We start from the raw sequence: 18825 nt of genomic DNA on the forward strand, positions 1-18825 counted from the left end.
CTACTGCTTGCTGTTTGATTTGTAATTAACTTTCGATAAATACAATGTTAATTATTAGATTATAATTAACACTTATAACTATATAAATTAAATTGATTGGGATTTTGTGAGGTTTTTAAATAACATTTAACAGTGATTATTCTAACCTGAGTTTTATTCGTGACTTTTATTAATATCTCATTAAAGACGTTGATGTTATATCTCTTACTTGGTTTTTTCTACATTAATGCAAGTCAAGTAGAATATAGATACAATCTACGTGGAGAATTAATCAATGAAAAAGCCGATAATGAATTTAACTATTATGCTGTTGATGCTCTTGGTAATCGTCTTAGTATAAGCAAAGTTGAGGTTTCTTCAAACCTTAATTCTATCACATTGACTGCTCCGGATAATTATTCGATAAAAAACTTGTCACATTCCATTACTTTTACTTGGTTACCAATTAAAGGCGCTTCCTATTACGATTTTTGGTTTGGTGATGAACCAGGAAAATTACGTCAATTTAAAACTGGTATCACAGCTACTTCACTAAAGTTGGATTTTTCTCATATTTCAGATAGCCATTCTAGATATTGGAACGTTGTCGCGCATGATGGAAAAGGCGCTAACTCCAAAAGTCCAATTTATACTTTTTCTGCACTAGATAGTGATCGAGACCAATTGCCCGATCACATCGAAGACAAGCTATGCATGTCTTCGCAAACCCCCGATTCTGATAATGATGGCCTTTTAGATAGTCAAGAAATGCGTTTTGGTGAATCAATAATTATGACCTCACTTCCTTGCTTACAAGATAGTGATTTTGATGGAATCGAAGACGCGTATGAAGTTGAAGCTGGCAGTGATCCTATGGTGGTTGATAGCTATCGAGGAGATAACTGGTCGCATTATGTTGATTGGATTGCGAAGAAACATGAGCAACAGCAACTGGAAGTTATATCCGAACGCAGATTGTTAGATGTAAGAAATACCAATGGTTATGCAATTTCTGGGTTTGCTCCAGGTAGTGAAGCGATGAGTATGACTTACTGGGTTAAACACGCTGAAAGTCAGGAACAACAGACAATGGGTAGTGACGATGATAGTGGTCGTCGGTTCTATTCCGGTATTGATCAAGAAAATAGTGTCACGTTCGGTGTTGGAAATAAATCTGTCACGTTAAGTAAAGTGAAGATTGAGGATGAGGATTGGACGCATGTCGCCTTGGTCTATTCAAGCTCTGTGGCAGAAATATATATTGATGGTCAACTAAAGCACACGATGAGATCTTTGGCATTTAAAGAAGCTAGCCAATATGCCCTTTGGATTGGTGCTCGTCATCACAAGCGAGCTTGGCAACCAGAAAGTGTTGAGGGGGTGATCGATAATCTTAGTGTTTGGAATGTAGCGCTATCACAACAAGATGTCGCAAAAAGCATGTTTAGTCTCGAAAGAGTGACAAGTAATAACTTACTTGGCTTTTACGACTTTAATGAAAGCCGCGGCGAATGGGTTAAAAATAGAGTAACGAATAAGTTTGACCTGAAGCTAGTGGCTGGAGCGAAGTTGAAGCTTGAAGAAAACTATATCGACTCAGATAGTGACGGTATACCTGATATATTCGAGAGTGCTCTGTGTAGTGATAGTCATAACTCCGACAGTGATGCGGATGGTATTCCTGACGGTGAAGAGTTAGGTATTGGCTCATCGCTAGATGTAACTTCAAACCCATGCAATGCCGACACTGACAACGATGGTATCGCTGATGGTTTTGAATATCACCACTCAATGAACCCAGCGAAGAACGATGCGCTGAAAAGTCATTTAGGTTCAAAGAACAGTTATTGGCAGAAGTATGTTTCTTACGTTGAAAAGAGAGACAGTGAGGTTCAGGTTATTGAAGAAGATAGGCACTTCGATGTAACAGGCAGCAATACTTATGCTATTTCTGGATTGTCGAATAATAAAGAAGACTTTTCCTTAATGTACTGGTTTAAACCTAAGGATAAATCCGAACAATATTCTGGATTTAACGGTAAAGGGTGGCACCAAACAAAATTAGGAATCGGTTTCAATAACACCATAAAAGGAATTATTAATACTTCCTTTTATCCTAGGAGATTTCAGCAAAATATCACTATTGATAATTGGCATCATTTTGCTTTCGTTTGGGATTCTAACACTTATACCACCCAAGTTTATTTAGATGGGAATTTAGCTTACTCGAGTCGTGTGCCAACTTGGTTTAATAGAAAAGAGATACTCGCGATATGGATCGGAGCATTGAATGATTCGAGTCAGCCGAAATATTTCATGAATGGCATTCTTGATAACGTGCAGATTTGGACTCAAGCCCTGGAGCAACATCAGGTTCGTCGTTACATGACCGAAGCACCTCAAGTAAACACTCAAGGGCTTGTTGCATCCTATGATTTTTCTAAATCGCGTGGTGATTGGGTAATTAATCAAGTGAGTGGTCGCTTTGATCTCAAGTTGACCGATGTTACTCGCTTAAAACCAGAGGACAAAGAGCGAGACAGTGATGGCGATGGCCTTTCTGATGCTTTTGAATTAGGGAAATGCTTGGACGTATATAACAGTGATAGTGATGAGGATGGAATTTTAGATAAAAATGAACTGACACCCTTGGCACCTTTAAAATCCACAGACCCTTGTATTAGCGATACCGATAACGATGGTATTGATGACAAATTTGAGCAAGACAATGGTATGGATCCAACAAAACATGACCTTGATGTTGTATTAAATGATAAAGAGATTGCCAACTGGGAAACCTATGCCGAAGAGAGTGTGCATCGCCTATTAGAGCAAGGCAAAAAAGTGCAACACTTAGATGGTGAGTTGAACCTGTCGAACAGTTTAGGTTATGCAGTTTCTGATATTCAACGAGAGAAGAACGATGACGAAACTACATTGATGTATTGGTTTAAACCAAACAAGCAAGGCCTAGATCAATTTAGTGGCGTACAAACTGATACTTATAAAGGCAGTTACATAGGTATTAGTGGAAATGATAAGCCGCTAGTTCGTTCAAATTCTCAAAAACTTCAATCAGATATTACGATCAAATCAGATCAATGGCTCCACTTGGCGATTGTTATCTCTCAAAGTACCCAAAAGTTTTTTGTTAACGGGCAATTAGAGCAGATTATTGATAAACGAAATGAGAATTTTGGGTCCTCTTATACACTTTGGTTTGGTGCGGTTAACTATAAAGGCTTGGATGTGAAACATCAAAATGGTCAAGTTGATGATATTCAGTTCTGGAATAAGGCTCTTGACCAAAGGGAAATAATTAATTATATGCGTCAGCGCCCTGATAGTACTAACGAAAACCTTGTCGCTTGGTACGACTTCTCAAATCATCTTGGAGCTTGGGTTAAAAATAGGGCAACTGGGAAATATGATCTGAAATTGGTGAAGGGTGCACATATCATTGAATCAGAGCAAACTTACGACACTGACAAAGATGGGTTAAGCGACGAGTTTGAAGCGACTTATTGTACTGATTCTGAGGTGCTAGACAGTGATGGTGACGGACTTAGCGATGGTTACGAACTCAATCAAGGTTTTCTTATCAATGGCCAAAAGTTCACCACTAATCCTTGCTCCTCTGATACTGACAATGATGGTATTGATGACGCATTTGAAATCGATAACAACATGAATCCAACGTTAGCCGATGGCCATCTTATTGATGCTGAAGTTAATAAGCCAAACTGGGATAGGTATGTTGAATATATAAACCGCAGTGATGAATTTCTCTCCTCTATTGAACAGGTTGCGCCTAACGTTTTGGATATAGAAGAGACAAAAGGGTACGCCATCTCAGGTTATTACCCAAAAGAGCAACCTACCAGCATTATGTTTTGGTATAAGCCGAACGAAGATCTTTTCGTGTATGACAAATCAATGAGTGGTGTTAGTGATATAACGAATGATGTGATTTTGTCTTTAGGACACAGTATGTATGGCCCTCTTTATTGGGTTGGTAGTAGTGGTTCTGTCGCTCATCACCACGATTTAATCAATAATCAGTGGAACCATATTGCGTTAACTATAAGTGATTTAAAATCGAAGCTTTATGTTAATGGTCAAATGGTAGATGTGAATGAAAGTGCGCTTAAAATGATTGGTTATCCGTTTTTCTTGGGTGCAACTAATATTGAAGGTCTAGCGGATCGTCATATGAACGGCCAAATGGACAATGTCATGTTGTGGCAACGCGTATTAAGCCTAGAAGAGGTTAGACGCTATATGATTACGCCACCAACTCCCCAACAAGACAGCTCATTGCAATGGCTGTATGACTTTAACCACACTAGGAGTGGTTGGGTAAAAAATGGCGTCACAGGGCTGTATGATTTAAAGCTGGTTCAAGGAGCTAAAATCTCTCCAGAGCAAGCGATACTTGATCAAGACCTGGATGGTTTAGATGACAAGTTAGAACTTGCAAGCTGTTTAGATGAAACCCAAGCTGACACAGACGGTGATGGTCTATTGGATGGTCAGGAATATGGGGTCAATTCCCAATATTTAACAATTACAGACCCCTGTTTATGGGACAGTGATAGGGATAATATTCCGGATGATTTTGAGTTAGAACAAAACAGTGATCCGCTTCAGAGTAACGCAGGGAAAAGTTCTGTAAATCATCCCAATTTGAGCCTTTGGGAAGCGTATGCCCAGCATCAAGTTGAACAGTTGTCACAAGACGACATCATTGAATCCTCACGTTCTTTGCAGTTAACGGATAACAATGGGTACGCAATTACCAATCACTTCTCGTTGTCACATGACATGACGTTGATGTTTTGGGTTAAGTATCAGCCAAGTAAAGAGCAAAGATCAGGGAACATGGATACACATAAACTTGGTTTTTCATACGATAAAGTAAAATATGGTGACGAGCACAGCACATCATATACTGCCGCAAAACTTAATTCGGATGAATGGGCACATTTAGCTCTCGTCTTGTCAAATCAAGGAAAAGCAAAATTATACTTTAACGGGCAACTCGTAGATGAAAAATACCCATTGCGCGCAGACTTACCGAATGTGTGGGCCACCTACCTTGGAGCCGTTAATGATGTAGGCTTCTCTAAAGAACATATGAAGGGGTTACTTGATAATGTTGGTATTTGGGAGCGGTCATTAAACGCAACTGAAATTTACCAGTATATGTTTACTGCGCCCAAAGCTTCGGATAGCAATCTTGCTGCATGGTATGACTTTACTCACTCCCAAGGTGATTGGGTGAAAAATAAAGCAACAGGACGATACGATCTCAAATTAACGCAAGGCGCTTACTTAGTTGCTGAGCCAACAGACGAAGATACTGACGGCGATGGTCTTGTTAACCGATTAGAGTTAGCTTTTTGTACTGATGGGTTAACGGCTGATAGCGACGGTGATGGCGTTAATGATGGTGATGAACTCTCAGTTGGCAAACCATTCATTTTGATTACTAACCCTTGCGATCCTGACAGTGATAATGATGGCTTGACGGATGACTTTGAGCGTTCTCACGGTAGTGATGGCTTGATTACTGATGCTAATTTTGACAGCAATGGCAACGGTATTTCCAACTGGGATGAATATCGAAAGATACAAACAGAGCAATTGCCTGAAACAGTGGTCGAATTTGGCGCCTTGTCGGCGAGTAAAGGTTATGCAATTACGTCTTTCTTCCCAGAAAACGGTGATTCAACCTTAATGTATTGGTTTAAATCAACCAGTGAAGAATCACAGTTATCCGGTGTAAGTGAAACTGCCGACCAGCATTATTACGTTGGAATTCAGTATGCGCAGAAGAAGTTCGCATGGGGTGAAGACAAATCGAGTGGTTATTCTTTTAGAGAGCCGGAATACTCGACGGATGATTGGAACCACATCGCGTTAGTCGTAAATGATGATCATATTCAACTATACCTCAATGGACAATTAACAGAAGAAACAATACGTTCTTGGTCGACGATTTCTGCTCCCTTCGAACATGCACTTTGGTTGGGCGCTTTGAATAAGTCGGGAATGGCTTCTGATTTTTACACTGGCCTTATTGATAACGTGCAGATATGGGACAGAGCCTTGTCTGAACCAAAACTCCACCGCTTCATGGCGCTGCATCCTAAGGAGCATATCGAGGGTTTAATCGCGTCTTATGACTTTTCGTCGGTGAAAGGAGAATGGGTAAAAAATCACGCCAATGATCAATTCGACCTAAAGTTGGTCGATGATATTGAGCTTGAAAGTCATCAAGTCAATGACACTGACTTAGATACTATCCCGGATTACGTTGAAGCGAAAATGTGTGTTGATGCCACAACAAACGATACCGATCACGATGGATTATCCGATCGACAAGAATTAGAAATACTTGTCTCTGCATGCGATCCAGATATAGATGGGGATAGCATGTTCGATGGGTTTGAGCTTGAAGAAGGGAGCGCTTTGCGTGTTAGGGATGGCAACAAAGATAGCAATAGTGATGGTATCACCAATTGGTACTCATTTACTGATTGGTACAAAGCAGTAAAGTTGGCTCAAGGAGAGCAAGGTATATCTATATCGAGTGGTGTACTGCAATTGGATGGTAACAAAAATAGCCACGTTGTAACGGGGATTTATCCTAATTCTGAAGACAAAACATTAATGTTTGATATCAAGTTTAACCAACTTAAGGGGCTATTACAGTACGTTGGTTCTGATGACAATAATAAACATCGTTTTTACATTGGTTTAAATAAAAACGGTGATTTGAGTTACGGCGTTGGTGATGAAAGTCGAAATAATAGTGCTAGTTTAAATAGTGAACAATGGTATCACTTTACTCTTCGATACCAAGCCCCTAACGCTCAAGCATATATTGATGGTCAGTTAGTTGGGACCTTATCGAATATTCGTTTTAGTGGACAGAGTACGGAGCCTATTACATTTGGGGGGGCTTATCCTGTAAATGCTCAGATTGACAACGTGCAACTCTGGAACCGAGCGCTTACGGATGAAGAATTAATAAATCGTAGGTCGAAGGTGTCGAGTGGACCTGAGTCGTCACTTGCTATGCACTACGATTTCGAATTCAGATTGGGTCCTTTGATAATGAACAAAGCTACCAATAAGTTAGATGCGTTACTCTCGGCAGAAAGCCTTCTAATTGAAACTCCGTTAAACCCATAAATCCGATTAAGGAAACTTAGATGCTTTTGGCAATTTTTGTCGCGCTTGCAATCGTATTGTTAGCGTTACTGCAGTCGTGTGCGCCTGCTGTTGAACCACCTACAGGCCCTTTAGGGCCAAATAGTTCATACGAACAAGGTCAAGGTCAAGCTCAAAAAGGGGGGGAATCAGGAGATGATTGCCATTCTTCGAGAGGAGCACCAATATGGCACTTTGACTTCAATAATCTCAACCTCGTTGTTCAAGATACGCCAATCTGGTTTGATTCGGCGTATGGACCTAATATTGAATTCACATTAACTTACAATGCGCTTGGAAAAGAAAATACAAATAATTCGGTTGGCTCTCGATGGTCCCATAGTTACAGTGACTATATAACCCAACCGAATGAATCTAATTCGCTAGTTCTGTTTGCGGGAACAGGACGTGTCGATGAATACCAACAAATTGGTACTAACTATGTTTTAAATTCACAATCGCTTCTGTCAGGAGAAGCGACTTTGCTGCCTCGGTTGAGTGTTGAAGATGGCGTGATTAAGGCGACTTACGTTGACGGCAGTTACAAAACGTTCACTCACGTGGAAAGTGGCGACTACCGATTAAGTTCCACGGTCGATCAAAGCGGTAACGCACTTAAGTTTGCTTACCAAGACGACCAGTTAACGAGTGTGACTAACGCATTAGATCAATCTCTGACTTTTAGTTATAACCAGGCCAAGCAAATTGTCTCGGTGAAAGGCCCGACGGGGTATCAAGCTCACTTCAACTATAACCAGAAAGGTGAATTAATCTCGCTTGAGGACATGCAAGGGTACTCCGCAGATATCACTTATGATGAGATGGGGATAATCTCGTCAATCACTGATGCTAAGGGACAAACCCAATTTATTGTTGAGCTAGGCAACGCTAATTCAAATCGGGTAGATGAATATCCAGCACCTGGTGACCCAATGGGAATGAGTAGCCGAGTGACTGCGATAAATCCGCTGGGTTATAAAGAGGAGTTTTTCTACAACTCAGAAACAGGCAAAGCGTGGTACATCTCACCAGAGCACTACATCAATTACGTGGATGTTAATGTTAACAATGACCAACCCGACGTTCCTAAAACTGTCTATGACTATCAGCGGTTCTCCAAAGGTTATTCTCGTGTTCAACAGGTTACTAGACCGGATGGTACATGGACTCGTTTCGAATACGATCAAAATCGTAATCTATCCAAAACTGTTTATTCAGATGGTAATTCCGTAAAGTATCGCAATAACTCGTTTGGTAAAGTTGTGGAGTTTACTGATACGATCAATAACAGCACGATCTATGTTTACGATGATCGTCAAAACTTAATTAAAGCTGTCACGCCGACAGGCGAAAAGGGTTTTGAATACAGCCAAAATAACTTACTGATTGGTGCTACTAATTTAAACGGTGTTAAAACTCGCTATAAATACAACGACCAAGGGCAGTTATTACAAGTAACGACTGCTGATGGTAACGTTGTCGACTTTGGTTATTCATCTGGGCGACTCGACTCGATTGTTAGTCAGGGTAAGGCGCTGGCGTCATATCAATATGATGAGCTAGGGCGCGTAACACAAGTTATTGATATACATGGTAACGCCACGCAGTATCGTTATGACCGAATTAACCAACTCACTCATGTCAGCGGAGAGGGAAATCGTGATACTGAGATTGTTTATGGGAGTTGTCCTCGTCTTGTAGAGAGCGAAACCCTTCCGGGAGGTCGAACTTACCAATATCAATATAATTCAGCAAAGCAACTGGTAGCGGTTATTGACCCTATGTTGGGCGTTACACGGTTAAAACGAGATGCGGCAGGACGCACTACGGCTTTAATTGACGCCAATCAAAATAAAACAGAATTTGAATATAACGCCGTGGGTCAGCTTACAACGAAGCGTTACGCAGATGGCAGCGCGCTAAAAATTGATTACCAGCAAGGTTATATCAACAGCACCACTAATGCTCGAGGCGTTACAAAGTCTTTTCATTACAATGAAAATAACCAACTGACTCGTGTAAGTTATGGCGACGCTACACCAGAAGTTTCCTATCAATATAATTCGTTAGGAGAGCTGGTATCAGTCTCTGATGGCCAAGGTCTGACACAATATTCTTATTTCTCGGACGGTAAAGTTGAGAGCATTGATGGCCCTTGGGACAACGATACCATTGAACTTGGGTTTGATAAGCTGAATCGATTGTCTTCATTGATGTTGGATGGAGATAACTACGGTGAGTACAAGTACGACGCTCTGGGTCGACTAAAGCAAGTTTCGGCACTGGAACAGGTCTTTGAACTCACCTACGATGATTCGCCTGATAATGTTTCGGCTGACTTAACTTACCCCAATGGCATCAAGCAAGTGTTGAGCTTTGACAATATTGGCGATCTCTCCAAGCTCGAATACCGAAAAGGCGTGAATACAATCGGCAAGTTTGTTTTCGGTTTTGACGTTGCAGGTAAACTCACCCAATTAGAGTCTAACGAACCGCTCCTTCTAGAGCGCCCACAAACACAAGTCACGTACAATTCGCTTAACCAAATTTCCTCGTGGGATGGCGACAGTAGCGCTTTTGTTTATGATGCTGATGGAAACTTAGTACAAGGCTTATTGCCAGGTGAGACTCCTTTTGAAGCAGACTATGACGCTGAAAACAGACTGACCGCGATTCGTTTTGAGAAAAGTGGCACTCAGATTGAGGAACGATTTGAGTATGGTCACGATCATTTTCTAAGAGTGTATCAGCGTTTTGAAAGCAATATTAAAACCTTAGAGAAACGCTTTGTTCGCTTAGGCCTGATTGAGCTTCAAGAGCGTGACAGCGAGAACAACGTATTAGCAAACAATATATGGCGACCAGATAGAAAAGGCGGTGTCGCTGGGTTATTAATGCGTCAGCAGAGCCAGCAAAATATCTATTACATGACTAACCATCTCGGTCATGTCTATGGTGTGTTTGACCAAGCAGGCGAAAGACTCAGCCAACGAGGTTATTCGCCATACGGGCAAGTAAGTGGTGATGGTTTCACTCTACAGCCGTTTGGTATGTCGACCAAACGCAGCGATTTTACCAGTGGTATAGTTTACTTTGGTTATCGCTTCTATATACCAAGCTTGGGCCGCTGGCTAAACCGCGACCCACTGCAAGAGCAAGGCGGGATTAACCTCTATGCGTATGTAAATGGTGACCCGTTAGGGTATGTAGATCTGGATGGAAGGCTCGGGGTACCGATCTCTCCAGTTCCAGTGCTACCACCTCAAGCTTTTAATCCTCCCGAACTAAATAAAGCACTCCGAGACGCTGAGGTTAAGGCAGATGAGGAAGCGTGCAAAGTAGCGAAAGATATTGATAGAATATCGGATGTTGGTGGAGCAATTCCTAACCCGTACGTTAAAACAAGCTGTACGGCAATTAATATAACGTCCAAGTTAGTGCAGGCTGGGATTTGTAAATGATAAATTATTTTTGTTTGACGGAAAGGGTTGGAAAATAAACAGTATATACTCAATAGTTACAATTATTGCTCGATGCATAAAAATGCGAGCTTGTCCGTGGATAGGTGCTTTTGCTAGAGGTGTGATGGATAAATGCAAAGTTAAACCTCATCCCACACCATATATCACACGGTAGTACCACGTAATTTAGGTAACTAGCCACCGTTGGGAAAGCCTGAATCCTAGTATGTGCTCCTATCCAAGGGCAATACTTATTATACCTCAGTAGATCATTTAAGACGCTATAGGTAAGCTAAAAACAGCCAATCGCTGCCCATATGCGAAAAACGTTCGGTTGGCTAGGTAAAGCATACTGGAAAGAGAATATTGTTTGATTACGAGGTCATATTGTCAGTTGTATCAGTGCCAATGAAGACGTAATAGTGAATTACATTTGACATCAGGACTAAAAGAACCTTGGTTGACGGAGCGTAGGGTTGTAACAGTAACTATGGGGATCTGCTCGGTATTAAGCCATTTACTTTAGATAGTGGTAATTTAATTTTTTCACACATATTAAGGGGTGTAAATGAAAGTTAGTCTTTTATGTTTTTGGTTGCTATGTGTCTCATTACCTCTCCAAGCCACGGAGAGAAGCAAGATGGAAAATGAGATTTCTGAAATTCTGGGATTTGAACAAACAGTGGAGCACTACTTTGTAGAATATAAAAAACAGCTCTTCAAACTATATCCCGATTTTACAGAGGAGTATGTTGAATTAAATTATGCTCCAGTTTTTCAGTATGGTAAAAAGAGATATATGAATGCATATATGAAAGGTTTGTTAGTTTATAGTGATGAAGAACTTAGGCAACTTATTGATTACTATAAGTCTGATAAGGGAAAGTGGATTGTTAAGAAAAATTTGGAATCAAATGTTATTGTTCTTGATGATTTAGCACTTGCTTCTGATGATTTTAATAAGGTATTTATTGAGAAGATTGAATCTCAACAATAACAAATATCGATTATAATGAATAGGGGGCAGGTTTTTCCTTTTACTATAGGGTAAAGGCTTTGGCTAAAAATAAACATTCCTTACATTAATAACTTAAAATGCTAGCCGACAATATAGGTTTAACTGGTTTGTGTGTGGTCCGTGTATTGGTCTAATACGATTATTGTATTGTTCTACAACTACGCAAGTCGATGTATACATAGGGAAGTTATAATGATCAAATCAATTAAAATCACCAAAAAGAACTACTTGGATTTTTCAGGTTTTGCTTTAAAACGACTGAGTTCATCGCAAGAAAGTACAAAAAAGAACTTTATAAAGAGCATGATGATTGGCTTTTTTATTGCTGTTTTTTTTATGTCAGTCGCTATAAATATTGGAAGGGTTAACTTTTCTAGTTTTCATTTGCAAACATTTTTAATGACAATGATACTTATTTTTATATTATTTCGGGTTTTATTTATAACTTAATAAAGATAAGGAAATTATCAGTGCCAAATGAAGGTGGTATTATTATTGGTGATAAGACCATTGAGTTAACAGAGGAAGGGATTCATGAAGTGAATCCATTCGGGAGTTGTTTTTACAAATGGGAGGCTGTTGAGTCCGTAGAGGATAACAGTGGAGATGTTTATATTTTTGTGGATAAGCTTGCTGCTTTGATTATTCCTTCTGATTCATTCGAATCTCAGATTGAGGAAGAAAAGCTGGTTTTACTAATAAAGAAATATGCATTGAAGACAAATGATTAAGGCAAGTGAGATAGTGTGTGTTTTCACCCATTAATGCGTTTAGCATAAGGCAAAGCCCTATGTTTTCTGTTAGAAATCTATCAGCTCTGTTTTATCTTGTAGCGCTTCTTCTGCCGGCTTTTTCCTGCGTTGACGGGCGAGAAAGCAGTTTAACTTATGGTTATCAAGCACTAGTATTTGGCTTCATGCAAGTTTTTGCGGCAACGTTTATGTTGACCACTTGGTTCGACACAGCCATAGCGTTGATGTTCCCATGGTTGGCAAATATCTCTTGGGTGCTAAGCTTGTCTAATAACCAAGGGATAAAAGTGAATCCATGGTCAGTCGTAACCTTATGTGCGCTAATCATTTTCTTTTCTCAGCCGCTAGTAATAGTGGCCGGGGGTAACGGGGCTACCTCTATTTTATCTTTAAAGTTACATTCTGGAGCTTATTTATGGGGCGTTGCGTTGATGCTACCTATATTTATTAAGAATAAATAATTAAAGCATAGAAGAATAGGGTCAGGTCTTGTCTTTTTCCATAATACAAAAGGCTTTGTCTCTGGGTTATTAATGCGTCAGCAGAGCCAGCAAAATATCTACTACATGACTAACCATCTTGGTCACGTCTATGGTGTGTTTGACCAAGCAGGCGAAAGACTCAGCCAGCGAGGTTATTCGCCTTACGGGCAAGTAAGTGGTGATTATTTCACTCTACAGCCGTTTGGCATGTCGACCAAACGCAGCGATTTTACCAGTGGTATAGTTTACTTTGGTTATCGCTTCTATATACCAAGCTTGGGCCGCTGGCTAAACCGCGACCCACTGCAAGAGCAAGGCGGGATTAACCTTTATGCGTATGTAAATGGTGATCCGTTAGGGTATGTGGATCCGGATGGAAAAATAAAGGGCAGACCGGTAAATCCCAATCCATGGGACCACGCAGTTTACTCAGCCCAAACGAACAGCCAGTGTGTACATAATTGTGTTGAGAATATAAGAAACTTGTGGACAGAAAGTCTTCCAATAGAACCAGAAAGTAGTAATTCGCAAAGCAAAGCTTCATGTGACGCTACGAATAAAAAACTAGTTCAAATAGTTTTGCTGCAAAAAAATCCAAATCCGAGGCGCAGGAAACAGTGTTTGAATATTTTAGATATCAATCATGTGGAATATATTGTGAATGGAGTTATTAAATGAAAGTAATTGTTAATTACATAATTGTTTTTTTAGTGCCTATTTCGTCATTGTTGTCATTCGATATACTATCGAAAGAAAGGGAAGTGGAAATGATTGACATAGTAAAGGAGTGTGAGGTTTTAAAAGAAAATGCCGATAATGGTGATCATAAAGGGTATAAAAAACTAACGGATTGCTATTTTTATGGGATGTTGGGGAATATAGGTGAGATTAATTATAAGAAAATTGATTATTATCTGAAAATGGCAGTGGATACCGTAGATGACGATCAAAGTAAATTATTACTTGCTCGCTCATATATGCACTATCCTAGCCGAAGTTGGTTATATGATGAATCTGAGGAGTTACTAAATAAAATAAATCATAAGGGGGAAATACAGTATAAAGTGTTATATTGTGATGCTATTATTAGTGGTAAATTTTCAAATAGTGGTGATTATGATTTAACATGTCTAGAGGAAATAATTGATCATGGAAATAAGCCTGCTTTATATGCGTATATGGAGAATTATAAAAATAACTATCATAAAGGATTAGATTATAAGGAAGAATATTTAAATCTCTTTTATGAAGAAATATCAGATAGCGAATCAGAATCATTAAAGGGGTTTCTTGAAATGAGGTGTTTTTTTATTCCGTTAGAGCTATGTGATCCTGTTAGTGCTTGGGAGTAAAAGTAAATAATAAGGTAAGGTCTAATGAAATGGTTCGCCTCATCGGCACCGACTAAGATAAAGATGAGAATTCACCCGAAAGAGGCAAACGGCTTTGTCTCCAAATAAGTGCTGAAGACGAGGTCAGGTCTTTCCTTTTACTATAGGGTAAAGGCTTTGGCTAAAAATAAATATTCCTTACATTAATAACTTAAAATGCTAGCCAACAATGTAGGTTTACTAGTTTTGTGTGTTCCGTGTATTGATCTAATACGATTATTGTATTGTTCTACAACTACGCAAGTCGATGTATACATAGGAAAGTTATAATGATCAAATCAATTAAAATCACCAAAAAGAACTACTTGGATTTTTCAGGTTTTGCTTTAAAACGACTGAGTTCATCGCAATAAAGTACAAAAAAGAACTTTATAAAGAGCATGATGATTGGCTTTTTTATTGCTGTTTTTTTTATGTCAGTCGCTATAAATATTGGAAGGGTTAACTTTTCTAGTTTTCATTTGCAAACATTTTTAATGACAATGACACTTATTTTTATATTATTTTCGGGTTTTATTTATAACTTAATAAAGATAAGGGAATTATCAGTGCCAAATGAAGGTGGTATTATTATTGGTGATAAGACCATTGAGTTAACAGAGGAAGGGATTCATGAAGTGAATCCATTCGGGAGTTGTTTTTACAAATGGGAGGCTGTTGAGTCCGTAGAGGATAACAGTGGAGATGTTTATATTTTTGTGGATAAGCTTGCTGCTTTGATTATTCCTTCTGATTCATTCGAATCTCAGATTGAGGAAGAAAAGCTGGTTTTACTAATAAAGAAATATGCATTGAAGACAAATGATTAAGGCAAGTGAGATAGTGTGTGTTTTCACCCATTAATGCGTTTAGCATAAGGCAAAGCCCTATGTTTTCTGTTAGAAATCTATCAGCTCTGTTTTATCTTGTAGCGCTTCTTCTGCCGGCTTTTTCCTGCGTTGACGGGCGAGAAAGCAGTTTAACTTATGGTTATCAAGCACTAGTATTTGGCTTCATGCAAGTTTTTGCGGCAACGTTTATGTTGACCACTTGGTTCGACACAGCCATAGCGTTGATGTTCCCATGGTTGGCAAATATCTCTTGGGTGCTAAGCTTGTCTAATAACCAAGGGATAAAAGTGAATCCATGGTCAGTCGTAACCTTATGTGCGCTAATCATTTTCTTTTCTCAGCCGCTAGTAATAGTGGCCGGGGGTAACGGGGCTACCTCTATTTTATCTTTAAAGTTACATTCTGGAGCTTATTTATGGGGCGTTGCGTTGATGCTACCTATATTTATTAAGAATAAATAATTAAAGCATAGAAGAATAGGGTCAGGTCTTGTCTTTTTCCATAATACAAAAGGCTTTGTCTCTGGGTTATTAATGCGTCAGCAGAGCCAGCAAAATATCTACTACATGACTAACCATCTTGGTCACGTCTATGGTGTGTTTGACCAAGCAGGCGAAAGACTCAGCCAGCGAGGTTATTCGCCTTACGGGCAAGTAAGTGGTGATTATTTCACTCTACAGCCGTTTGGCATGTCGACCAAACGCAGCGATTTTACCAGTGGTATAGTTTACTTTGGTTATCGCTTCTATATACCAAGCTTGGGCCGCTGGCTAAACCGCGACCCACTGCAAGAGCAAGGCGGGATTAACCTCTATGCGTATGTGGATGGTGACCCGTTAGGGTATGTGGATCCGGATGGGCGTTATAAGTCCAGGCCATACAATCCGAGTCCTACCGACCACTTGATATATCCACCTCAAAAAAATAGCCAATGTTATTATGATTGTTATGAAAAGGCAAAGGCAGCGATGTCACCAAGGTCTGCAGTAATGGATCAAGCACCACACAATAAATCTCTTTCATGTAAACAGCCAACGCAAAAGTGGAATGTATTTGATAAAGAAAAGAGGTCAGCAGTTCAGGATCTTATCGAAGAACTATATGCAGAAGTTTCTTGTGATATTGAATGTTCATTAAATACATTATATTGAAGGACTAAAATGAAATTAGAGTATATGAATTTGAGCAGGAACTTCAAACCAAGAGTGAAATCATGCAGAGTCTTTCTGTGCAGTTATTTAATTAGGGATTATGTAAATGAAATTTAAACAATTCATTCAAGTTGCAATGATGTTGTCATTTGTAGAAGCAACTTACAACTTTATTTATGACTTTTTGTATATTGAATTTACAAATGATAATTTGGTTTTGCTCGGCATACCATTTGTTAACTTTATATCTATTCCACTACAGTATTTAGTGATTTCATGCATTGCTTGGCCTATTTATTCATGGCTTATATTGAAAGACATTGAATAGAGTGATGCCTTGTTTTTGCTTTAAGACAAAAGGCTTTGTCTCTGAATTATTATGTGATGTTACTTTCGTACAACCACAACTAGAAATTGTAGTAAATAAGGCGGTGTCGCTGGGTTATCAATGCGTCAGCAGAGCCAGCAAAATATCTACTACATGACTAACCATCTCGGTCATGTCTATGGTGTGTTTGACCAAGCAGGCGAAAGACTCAGCCAACGAGGTTATTCGCCATACGGGCAAGTAAGTGGTGATGGTTTCACTCTACAGCCGTTTGGTATGTCGACCAAACGCTCAGATTTTGAAAGTGGATTAGTTTATTTTGGTTATCGCTTCTATATGCCAAACTTGGGCCGCTGGCTAAACCTTTGATTGTAAGGACGGCGCCATGTTTTGTCTTAACGCGATTTACTTAGAGATCGACCCAACGGCGCGAAGTAACCTTGCAGCGCTTTATTAATTTCTTTGCGATGCTTGAGGTCTGGATAGAGAGGGAACATATCTGGTTTGGTCGTGCCATCGACTAAGTAAGCATTCTCGATATCTGAGCAGGATTCAATCGTAGCTTCAAAGGCTCGCGCCATCATCTCTGTTGGTAGTGAGAAGTAACGGGCCGACATCGCTTTGTCGGCAATAACACTTCGAGCCACGTAATCGTGCTTATCTAGGTTGTTGTCACTGAGTAGTGTGGCATCGAATACAGACATCAAACTCTCGTTTAATGGATGAGGTCGCACCTTTCTATCGTGTAGCCAACAGTCACTGGCGAACAAGATTTTCTTGCGAGGACCGGAGGTGTCACCAATCTCAAACGCTTTTTCGGCAATGTAGTGGTCAAACGCATGCCAAAACTCATGCGCTAACGCACCAGCACCTGCATTTTTAGCGAGGGCTAATTCTCTTTGGTTTGGCGCGTAGTGTGCTTGTACACCCTTTCTGCCACCACTGCCGAACGCTAAGCCTAATGTGCCGCGAAGGCCAATCGCTTCTGGTGGCAAAGCCAAGATATAAGCCAAGTCTGCTAACGAGTCGAATATCAGATTTGCAGCGAGCTCTTTCTCTTCTTTCGTTACCCAAGCGCCCACACGAATGCTGCCCATACCGAAGGTCTGTTTGATGTCCATGAATGACACCTGATCGCCATGTCGGTAGTCTGGGCCTTTGCGCGTTTTGTATTTAAAGTGGGTTAACTTCAAAAGGGTCCTTGGAAATAGATGTAGTTTAGCGCTGTTGTATGGTGCACAGGGTTAAGTTGGGAAAGTTAGCACCTTTGTCAGTAAATTACCGAACAAAATGAGCGAGATTGTGTTCGAAAGCCTCCCATGAGGTTGGGTTGCCTTCGTGGGTCAGTGGAAATAGTGCCCTATTTGGTTTTGCATAGCTTAAACGATGTAACCTCTGCGTGACATGATAACTGTCTAGCCCTGAAATTGTGACTAAATCTAACGCTTCTAAATCTAGGTAGCCGTCCGGCATCACAGCACGTTTTGGCGCGTGAATTGTAACAACTTCACCAATCAACATTTGAGTTTGGTTACTTTCAATTGTTATCTGCTCTTTGAAGGCCAGGCCTATTTTCAGAGGGCTTTCCAAAACAAAGGGAGCAGGGAACACATCATCGTAATAGGGCGTGAGACCGACCGCGTTAAATTCTGAGACTGATTTAGGATAACGAGCGGAAGTTTGATGAGCTTTTTGAACAAAGCCCGCCCCGATACTATTGATAGTGAAGTGTTGAGTTTCTAGGATATTTTCTAGTGTATGACGGCGACTTTCCGCAGTCCGGATGATGAAGCCAAGTAAAGGTGGATTCGACCCCAAATGAACCACGGAGCTCACTACTGCAAGATTTTCTAGCCCTTGCTTGTCACAGGTGCCAATAAGGTTTGCGCTTTTAAACCCCGATAAGGAGTTAATTAAACGAGCGCGCTCACGCTGGTCCATTGCTTTGATATCTTGTCTTGAAAGGGTCATTGCCTTCATATCTTCTCTTCTTCTCACTTTTGTTTTCGACGACTTGTTTACTAACCAAACTAAAACATATCTACGCAGCATCGCTTTATTCCGATCATCCAGTTTGAATAAGTGGTTGTGAAAGGAGGATTCTTTTAGAAAATTGCAATTTTCTTGAAATTAAATGTGACACTGTAGCTTAATTTGTTGTTGCAGCGGTTTGCTATTGAGCGATACCATGTACGGCTATTTCTTTGGTAAAGAT

15 protein-coding genes are annotated in these 18825 nt (G+C 40.0%); 13 read left to right on the plus strand and 2 right to left on the minus strand.

The window, feature by feature from the left end; translation table 11 throughout:
• Positions 1-192 precede the first annotated feature (192 nt).
• The 13 genes from MED222_RS15325 (at position 193) to MED222_RS15280 (ending at position 16979) form a co-directional block, all read left to right on the plus strand.
• Positions 193-7179 (plus strand): LamG-like jellyroll fold domain-containing protein, encoded by a 6987-nt coding sequence (locus tag MED222_RS15325; RefSeq protein WP_009846193.1) that lies wholly within the window; start codon positions 193-195, stop codon positions 7177-7179.
• Between the two features lie 20 nt (positions 7180-7199).
• Entirely contained in the window at positions 7200-10658 is a 3459-nt protein-coding gene (locus MED222_RS15320) for an RHS repeat domain-containing protein (protein ID WP_009846194.1), read from the plus strand.
• Between the two features lie 568 nt (positions 10659-11226).
• A complete protein-coding gene (locus tag MED222_RS15315) occupies positions 11227-11655 on the plus strand; it encodes a hypothetical protein (RefSeq protein WP_032555112.1) in 429 nt (142 codons plus the stop codon).
• 213 nt (positions 11656-11868) lie between these two features.
• On the plus strand, positions 11869-12126 hold the full coding sequence (locus tag MED222_RS21660) for a hypothetical protein (protein WP_009846196.1): 258 nt from the start codon (positions 11869-11871) through the stop codon (positions 12124-12126).
• Between the two features lie 20 nt (positions 12127-12146).
• Positions 12147-12407, plus strand: coding sequence for a YcxB family protein (locus MED222_RS21665; RefSeq protein WP_009846197.1), 261 nt, complete (start codon positions 12147-12149; stop codon positions 12405-12407).
• Positions 12408-12466: 59 nt separating this feature from the next.
• A complete protein-coding gene (locus MED222_RS15310; protein WP_009844731.1) occupies positions 12467-12889 on the plus strand; it encodes a hypothetical protein in 423 nt (140 codons plus the stop codon).
• A 72-nt stretch (positions 12890-12961) separates the two neighbouring features.
• Complete coding sequence (locus MED222_RS15305; protein WP_009846198.1) at positions 12962-13588, plus strand: RHS repeat domain-containing protein; 627 nt, start codon at positions 12962-12964, stop codon at positions 13586-13588.
• Positions 13585-14262: a hypothetical protein gene (locus MED222_RS15300; RefSeq protein WP_009846199.1), complete on the plus strand. Its 678-nt coding sequence runs from the start codon at positions 13585-13587 to the stop codon at positions 14260-14262. Before MED222_RS15305 ends, MED222_RS15300 begins: the two co-directional genes overlap by 4 nt.
• Positions 14263-14681: 419 nt before the next feature.
• A complete protein-coding gene (locus MED222_RS21450) occupies positions 14682-15110 on the plus strand; it encodes a YcxB family protein (protein ID WP_157044834.1) in 429 nt (142 codons plus the stop codon).
• Positions 15111-15169: 59 nt separating this feature from the next.
• The gene (locus tag MED222_RS15295; protein WP_009844731.1) at positions 15170-15592 is read left to right on the plus strand and encodes a hypothetical protein; all 423 of its coding nucleotides are present in this window, start codon (positions 15170-15172) and stop codon (positions 15590-15592) included.
• 72 nt (positions 15593-15664) lie between these two features.
• Positions 15665-16282, plus strand: coding sequence for an RHS repeat domain-containing protein (locus tag MED222_RS15290; protein WP_009846201.1), 618 nt, complete (start codon positions 15665-15667; stop codon positions 16280-16282).
• A 106-nt stretch (positions 16283-16388) separates the two neighbouring features.
• On the plus strand, positions 16389-16610 hold the full coding sequence (locus MED222_RS15285; RefSeq protein ID WP_009846202.1) for a hypothetical protein: 222 nt from the start codon (positions 16389-16391) through the stop codon (positions 16608-16610).
• Between the two features lie 120 nt (positions 16611-16730).
• The gene (locus MED222_RS15280; RefSeq protein ID WP_009846203.1) at positions 16731-16979 is read left to right on the plus strand and encodes an RHS repeat-associated core domain-containing protein; all 249 of its coding nucleotides are present in this window, start codon (positions 16731-16733) and stop codon (positions 16977-16979) included.
• Positions 16980-17005: 26 nt separating this feature from the next.
• Here MED222_RS15280 and MED222_RS15275 read toward each other — a convergent pair whose 3' ends face one another.
• On the minus strand, positions 17006-17803 hold the full coding sequence (locus MED222_RS15275; RefSeq protein WP_032555113.1) for a CLCA_X family protein: 798 nt from the start codon (positions 17801-17803) through the stop codon (positions 17006-17008).
• Positions 17804-17888: 85 nt separating this feature from the next.
• A complete protein-coding gene (locus MED222_RS15270; protein WP_009846205.1) occupies positions 17889-18590 on the minus strand; it encodes a flavin reductase family protein in 702 nt (233 codons plus the stop codon).
• Positions 18591-18825: the final 235 nt, after the last annotated feature.

This window comes from Vibrio sp. MED222 (genome assembly GCF_000153005.1).
Classification (GTDB): domain Bacteria; phylum Pseudomonadota; class Gammaproteobacteria; order Enterobacterales; family Vibrionaceae; genus Vibrio; species Vibrio tasmaniensis_A.

Coding starts and splice junctions, on each gene's coding strand:
- MED222_RS15325 (WP_009846193.1), top strand. CDS start 193: ATGTTATATCTCTTACTTGGTTTTTTCTACATTAATGCAAGTCAAGTA.
- MED222_RS15320 (WP_009846194.1), top strand. CDS start 7,200: ATGCTTTTGGCAATTTTTGTCGCGCTTGCAATCGTATTGTTAGCGTTA.
- MED222_RS15315 (WP_032555112.1), top strand. CDS start 11,227: ATGAAAGTTAGTCTTTTATGTTTTTGGTTGCTATGTGTCTCATTACCT.
- MED222_RS21660 (WP_009846196.1), top strand. CDS start 11,869: ATGATCAAATCAATTAAAATCACCAAAAAGAACTACTTGGATTTTTCA.
- MED222_RS15310 (WP_009844731.1), top strand. CDS start 12,467: ATGTTTTCTGTTAGAAATCTATCAGCTCTGTTTTATCTTGTAGCGCTT.
- MED222_RS15305 (WP_009846198.1), top strand. CDS start 12,962: ATGCGTCAGCAGAGCCAGCAAAATATCTACTACATGACTAACCATCTT.
- MED222_RS15300 (WP_009846199.1), top strand. CDS start 13,585: ATGAAAGTAATTGTTAATTACATAATTGTTTTTTTAGTGCCTATTTCG.
- MED222_RS21450 (WP_157044834.1), top strand. CDS start 14,682: ATGATGATTGGCTTTTTTATTGCTGTTTTTTTTATGTCAGTCGCTATA.
- MED222_RS15295 (WP_009844731.1), top strand. CDS start 15,170: ATGTTTTCTGTTAGAAATCTATCAGCTCTGTTTTATCTTGTAGCGCTT.
- MED222_RS15290 (WP_009846201.1), top strand. CDS start 15,665: ATGCGTCAGCAGAGCCAGCAAAATATCTACTACATGACTAACCATCTT.
- MED222_RS15285 (WP_009846202.1), top strand. CDS start 16,389: ATGAAATTTAAACAATTCATTCAAGTTGCAATGATGTTGTCATTTGTA.
- MED222_RS15280 (WP_009846203.1), top strand. CDS start 16,731: ATGCGTCAGCAGAGCCAGCAAAATATCTACTACATGACTAACCATCTC.
- MED222_RS15270 (WP_009846205.1), bottom strand. CDS start 18,590: ATGAAGGCAATGACCCTTTCAAGACAAGATATCAAAGCAATGGACCAG.